The sequence below is a fragment of the Oerskovia enterophila genome, assembly GCF_001692445.1.
GTDB classification, from domain to species: domain Bacteria; phylum Actinomycetota; class Actinomycetes; order Actinomycetales; family Cellulomonadaceae; genus Oerskovia; species Oerskovia enterophila.
The window spans coordinates 49,107-55,275 of the sequence record NZ_MAQA01000034.1 but is presented as its reverse complement, the minus strand read 5'-3'; the positions used below and the strand labels follow the sequence as shown (position 1 = coordinate 55,275).

At 72.7% G+C, this 6,169-nt stretch carries 5 protein-coding genes; 3 read left to right on the top strand and 2 right to left on the bottom strand.

The window, feature by feature from the left end; all coding sequences use genetic code 11:
- Positions 1-1,023, top strand: a 1,023-nt coding sequence (locus OERS_RS13855; RefSeq protein ID WP_139107849.1) for a lysylphosphatidylglycerol synthase transmembrane domain-containing protein, incomplete at its 5' end; no start/stop codon positions are given.
- Between the two features lie 74 nt (positions 1,024-1,097).
- On the opposite strand, the gene OERS_RS13850 is transcribed toward OERS_RS13855, so the two are convergent.
- Together OERS_RS13850 and OERS_RS13845 are read right to left on the bottom strand one after the other, a co-directional pair.
- Positions 1,098-3,221 carry an MMPL family transporter gene (locus tag OERS_RS13850; RefSeq protein ID WP_068626294.1) on the bottom strand — a complete coding sequence of 708 codons (2,124 nt, stop codon included), beginning with the start codon at positions 3,219-3,221 and terminating at the stop codon, positions 1,098-1,100.
- Between the two features lie 77 nt (positions 3,222-3,298).
- Positions 3,299-4,783, bottom strand: coding sequence for an amino acid permease (locus tag OERS_RS13845; protein ID WP_083201467.1), 1,485 nt, complete (start codon positions 4,781-4,783; stop codon positions 3,299-3,301).
- A 177-nt stretch (positions 4,784-4,960) separates the two neighbouring features.
- Here OERS_RS13845 and OERS_RS13840 point away from each other — a divergent pair, with 177 nt between their 5' ends.
- Together OERS_RS13840 and OERS_RS13835 are read left to right on the top strand one after the other, a co-directional pair.
- On the top strand, positions 4,961-5,383 hold the full coding sequence (locus OERS_RS13840) for an organic hydroperoxide resistance protein (RefSeq protein WP_056652969.1): 423 nt from the start codon (positions 4,961-4,963) through the stop codon (positions 5,381-5,383).
- Positions 5,384-5,466: 83 nt separating this feature from the next.
- Positions 5,467-6,105, top strand: coding sequence for an SDR family oxidoreductase (locus OERS_RS13835; protein ID WP_068626292.1), 639 nt, complete (start codon positions 5,467-5,469; stop codon positions 6,103-6,105).
- Positions 6,106-6,169: the final 64 nt, after the last annotated feature.

Here is a 6,169-nt window from a genome sequence, read left to right as displayed (position 1 = left end):
TCGCAGGACCCCGCCCCCGAGCCCCAGGCCGCGGCGCCCACGTCGCCGCAGGCGCCCGGGGACAGTGCCCCGAAGGTGGTCCGGTCGCCCCGGAGCCACGCCCTGCGCGTGCTCGTGTGGTTCGTGCTCATCGGTGGGCTCACCTACGTGGTCATCCCGGAGATCAGCGAGATCCCCCGCATGGGCAAGGCGCTGCGCGACGCGCAGCCCGCCTGGGCGATCCTGGCCGTGCTCTTCGCCGCGACGGGTTTCTTCGCGGCCGCGGCCTCGCTCGCCGCGTGCTCCCCGATGCACCTGCCGTTCCTGCGGACCACCCGGGTCCAGCTCGCGAACGCGTTCGCGGGCACCGCGACCCCGGCGAGCGTCGGGTCGCTCGCGCTCAACGTCCGCTACCTGTCGAAGTCGGGCATGAGCACCGCGCTCGCGACCGGCACGGTCGCGCTCCAGAGCATCGTGCAGGTCCTCACGCACCTGGTGCTCCTGAGCATCCTGGCGCTCGTCGCGGGGCGCAGCATCGACCACCACATGCCGAGCTGGGCCAGGTGGGCGCTGCTCGCGGCGGTCGTCGCGGTCGTCGTCACGGTCGTCACGGTGCTCGTGGTGCCGCGGTTCCGGCACGCGGTCCGCACGTACGCCCGCGACGACGTGCTGCCCGCGTTCCGTCAGCTCGGCGGGCTCGCGAAGGACCCGCGGCGGCTCGGCCTCTCGATCCTGGGTGCGATGGGCACCACGCTGTCCTCGGCCGCGACCCTGTGGGCCTGCCTCCTCGCGCTCGGCGGCGGCAACGACCCGATCGCCGCGGCCTTCTCGACCATGGTCGGGCAGACGCTCGCGTCGGCGGCCCCGACGCCGGGCGGCGTGGGCGTGGTCGAGGCCGCGCTCACGGGCGGGCTCGTGAGCTTCGGGATCGCGTCCGCGATCGCCCTGCCGGCGGTCCTGCTCTACCGTCTGATCTCGTGCTGGATCCCGGTCCTGATCGGCTGGATCACGCTGCGCCTGCTGCAGCGGGAGGACGTGGTCTGACGCGACCTGCCCGACGGCGCCGCGCCCCCGGGAGGTGCGCTCCGCCGTCGGGCGTGGGTCTTCCGGGCGGGCCGCTACTCGCGGACCGGCGCGCCCGACGGGAGCGCGGGCGCTTCCTCGACCGGCACGTCCTCCTTGCGGCCCAGGGCGCTCGGCCACCACATGTGCCGCCCCACGTCGAGGTTCAGCGCCGTGACGAGCACCGAGCGGACCACGAGCGTGTCGAGCAGGACGCCGAACGCGACCGCGAACCCGATCTCCGCGAACGCGACCACGGGCAGCGTGCCCAGCACCGCGAACGTCCCCGCGAGCACCAGCCCGGCCGACGTGATGACCGCGCCCGTCGCGGCCAGCCCGATCAGCGCGCCGCGCCGCGTCCCGACGCGCAGCGACTCCTCGCGCACCCGGGTCATGAGGAAGATGTTGTAGTCGATCCCGAGCGCGACGAGGAACACGAACACGAACAGCGGGAGCGAGGTGTCGGCGCCCTCGAACCCGAACACGTACGTGAACACGAGCGCGCTCACGCCCAGGGCCGCGGTGAACGACAGCACGACCGTCGCGACGAGGATGAGCGGCGCCGTGATCGCGCGCAGGAGCAGCGCGAGGATCACCAGGACCGTCAGCAGGATGATCGGGATGATGAGCTGGTTGTCCGCGGCCGAGGCGCGCTGGACGTCGAGCGTGATCGCGCTCGCCCCGCCCACCAGGGCGTCGGCGTCCGGGACCGCATGGACCGCGTCCCGGACCCGGTCGACCGTGTCGTAGGCCGCCTGCGAGTCCGGCTCGGACGTGAGCGTGCCCTCCATGTACGCGTAGCCGCCCGCGGACACGGGCTCGGTCACGGTCGACGCGTCGATCCCCTCGGTGCTCGCGAACGCGTCGTGCACCGCGGCCACCGCGTCGGGCGACGAGTCGTCCGCGACGACGACCACGGGCGAGCCCGAGCCGGCCGGGAAGTGCTCGGAGAGGACCTGCTCGCCCACGATCGAGGGCTGCTCGCCCCGGAACGACTCGGCGCTCGACAGCCCGTTGGCATCGAGCTGCGTGATGCCCAGTCCCAGCACGGCCAGGACGATCGACGTCACGACCCACACGCGCCGGGGCCGGTGGGAGATGCGTGTCCCGAGCCGCGCCCAGACGCCGTGCTCGGTGGGCTCGTCGTCACCCAGGTGCGGCACGCGCGGCCAGAACACCCACCGGCCCGTCGCGACCAGCAGCGCAGGCAGCAGCGTCAGCATGACCAGCAGCGCGACCACGATCCCGACCGCCGCGACGGGCCCCAGCCCGGCCGTCGAGCTCATCTGCGCGAACAGCAGGCACAGCATGCCGATCGCGACCGTCGCACCGCTCGCGACGATCGCCGGGCCCGCGCGGTGCAGCGCGAGCGCCATGGCCTCGTGCCGGTCCTCGTGGCGACGGAGCTCTTCCCGGTAGCGCGCGACGAGCAGCAGGGCGTAGTCCGTCCCCGCCCCGAAGACCAGGACCGTGAGGATGCCCGCGCTCTGGGCGTTCACGGTCAGGCCCGTCGTGTCCGCCAGCACGTAGATCACGGCCTGCGACACTGTCAGCGCGACGCCTGCGGAGACCACGGGCAGGAGCCACAGCGTGGGGCTGCGGTAGGTCAGCAGCAGGATCACGATCACGACCCCGGCGGCCGCGTAGAGCAGCGTCGAGTCGATGCCCTCGAACGCCACGGACGAGTCCGCGGCCGCGCCCGCCGGACCGGTCACGTAGACGTCCATGCCGTTCGCGCCGTCCTCGGCGGTCGCGCGCAGGTCCGCGACCGCGTCGGCCGCGAGGTTCCAGCCCTCGCTGCCCAGGTCGAGGGGGACGACCACCTGGGCGGCCTGCCCGTCCTCGGACGGGATCGGCCCGACGACGTCCCCGTCCAACGTGTCGAGCTCACCGAAGGTCGCGACGTCCTGGGAGACCGCCGCGAGGTCCTCGGGGGTCAGGCCCGACTCGCGCACGTAGACCAGGACGGCCGGGATCGTGTTGGGCGAGGTGAAGCTGCTCGCGACGTCGAGCACCTGGGTCGACTCGGCGTCGGCCGGGAGCCAGGACTTGGCGTCGTTGTCCTGCGCGCCCGTGAGCTTGCCGGCCAGCGGCGCGGTCAGGGCCAGGACGACCGCCCAGAAGGCGATGACGACCCACTTGGCGTAGCGGTGCGTGATCCAGCCGGCGATGCGAGACATGGGTTCTCCCCGAGACTCCCGGTGCTCCCTGGCGCGAGATTCCAGCGCACACCCACGAGGGGGTGGGTGTCAACGGGTCAGGACCCGACGGAGGCCCGCTCGGTCCGCTTCCGGAGCCACGACCGCACCCCGTACACCGCGACGATCACGCCCACGAGCACCACGGTCGACACGAGCTGGACACGCGCGGCGTCGTCGAACAGCATGAGCACGATCAGCCCCGCGAGCCCGGCCAGGGTCGCCCACGTGAGCCACGGGTACGCCCACATGCGCAGCGTCATCCTGTCCGCGCCGCCCGCAGCGGCCTCGAGGCGACGTCGCAGCCGGAGCTGGGACACCGCGATGAAGACCCAGACGACGAGCAGCGCCGAGCCCACCGCGTTGAGCAGGATGCCCAGGACCTCGCCCGGCAGCAGCCAGTTGAGCCCCACGGACACGAGCCCGAAGAACACCGAGAGCAGCACCGCGACCCACGGGACGCCGGTCGGCGAGACCTTGGTCAGCGCCGGGTGGCCGTCTCCGCGGCCCGCGAGCGAGAACGCCATGCGCGACGTGCCGTAGACGTTGGCGTTGAACGCCGACAGCAGGGCCACGACGACCACGGCCTCCATGAGCCGCGCCGCGCTCGGCAGCCCCGCGAGGTCGAGCACCGCGACGAACGGGCCGCTCAGCAGCTCGGGCGCGTCCCACGGCAGCACGAGCGCCATGATCGCGACCGCGCCGACGTAGAAGAACAGGATGCGCCACACGATCGAGCGGGTCGCGGTCACGATCGCCTTCTGCGGGTCGCGCGCCTCGGCCGCCGCGATCGTCACGATCTCGATCCCGCCGAACGCGAACACCACGACCAGCAGCCCGGCCGCGATGCCCGGCAGCCCGTGGGGTGCGAAGCCCGCGAGCGAGGCGGGGTCGCCGAAGATGTTGGTCGTGCCCACCGGGTCGGTGCCCGGCAGCCAGCCCAGCACGAGCAGGACGCCGATCACCAGGAACGCGACGATCGCCGCGATCTTGATGAACGCGAACCAGAACTCGAACTCGCCGAAGTGCTTGACGCCCCACAGGTTCACGACCGCGAACACCGCGACGAACACGAGCGCGACGACCCACTGCGGCACGCCCGGGACCCACCCCGAGACGATCTGCGAGGCCCCCGTGATCTCCGCGCCGAGCACCATGATGAGCGTGAACCAGTACAGCCAGCCGAGCGTGAAGCCCGCCCAGCGGCCCAGCGCGGTCTCGGCGTAGACGGAGAACGACCCGCTCGACGGCACGGCCGCGGCCATCTCCGCGAGCATCCGCATCACGAGGATCACGAGCAGGCCCGCGACCGCGTACGAGACGAGGACGGCCGGTCCGGCCGTCGCGATCCCGACGCCGCTGCCGAGGAACAGCCCTGCTCCGATCGCCGAACCGAGGCCCATCATCGTCAGGTGCCGGGTGCGCAGGCCGTGCGCCAGCCGCTCGCCCTCGGGGGCGAGGGACGCGGGAGGGGGCGTGGCGCCGTCGGGCAGGGAGGAGGACGAGCCGTCAGGGGTGCCCGACGGCGAAGGTGCGTTGGTCATGGGGGTGCGGTCGTTCCGTGGTCGAGGAAGGACGCCGAGACGGCGACGTTCCACGGTACCTGGGGACGGGCCTCCGGTCGGACGTCGCTGCGCCCTGGGCGAACCGACCACGCACAGTTGCCCGGAGCGACATACGTTCGAGGGGTTCGTCCGTCAGCCGACCCTGGAGGTAGCACGATGAAGGTTCTCTACACCGCCGAAGCACTCGCCACCGGAGAGGGCCGCAACGGCCACGTCCGCTCGACCGACGGGCGGGTCGACCTCGACGTCGCCGTGCCCAAGGAGATGGGTGGCAGCGGCGACGGGTCCAACCCCGAGCAGCTCTTCGCCGCGGGCTACGCGGCCTGCTTCCACTCGGCCCTGCTGGGCGTCGCGCGCCAGCGCAAGGTCTCGGTCGCGGACTCGGCGATCGGTGCGAGCGTCTCGATCGGGCCGCTCGACGCCGGCGGCTACACGCTCGCGGTGCACCTCGAGGCGAGCCTGCCCGGCGTCGAGCGCGCCGTCGCCCAGGAGCTCGTCGAGGCAGCGCACCAGGTCTGCCCGTACTCGAACGCGACGCGAGGCAACATCGACGTGACCGTGGCGGTCGTCGAGGAGTAGCCCGCCCGATCCCCCAGCAGGCGGCCCGCGCCTCCTCGGTGCACCGTGGAGGGAGCACCGCACCCGATGAACCGAGGAGAACCATGAACGTCGCCCTGATCGGAGCCCACGGCAAGGTGGGCCGCCTGCTCGTCCCGATCCTCACGGATCACGACAACGCCGTGAGCGGGATCGTGCGCCTCGAGTCGCAGCTCCCGCTCGTCGAGGAGCTCGGCGGCACGCCGGTCCTGCTCGACATCGAGCAGGCCTCGACCGAGGAGATGACCGAGGCCCTGCGCGGGCACGACGCGGTCGTGTGGTCCGCGGGCGCCGGCGGCGGGGAGCCCGAACGGACCTACGCGATCGATCGGGACGCCGCGATCCGTTCGATGGACGCGGCCGCCGCCGCAGGGGTCTCGCGCTACGTCATGGTGTCGTGGATCGGCTCGGTGCCGGACCACGGCATCGCGAAGGACAACAGCTTCTTCCCGTACGCCGACGCCAAGCTCGCGGCCGACGACCACCTGCGCGGCACCGACCTCGACTGGACGATCCTGGGCCCCGGCACCCTGACGAACCACGCGGCGACCGGCACGATCGACGTCGACGCCGAGAACGGCGAGACGTCGCGCGGCAACGTCGCGCTGGTGGCCGCGCAGGTCCTGCGGTCCCCCTCGACCGTGGGTCAGTTCATCCGGTTCGTCGACGGCGCCACACCCGTCCTGGAGGTGTTCGGCCGCTAGCAGTCGCCCTGCCGATCCCTCCCTGCGCGCCTCGTCCGCTCCCGTCGCCCCCACACCCCAGCAC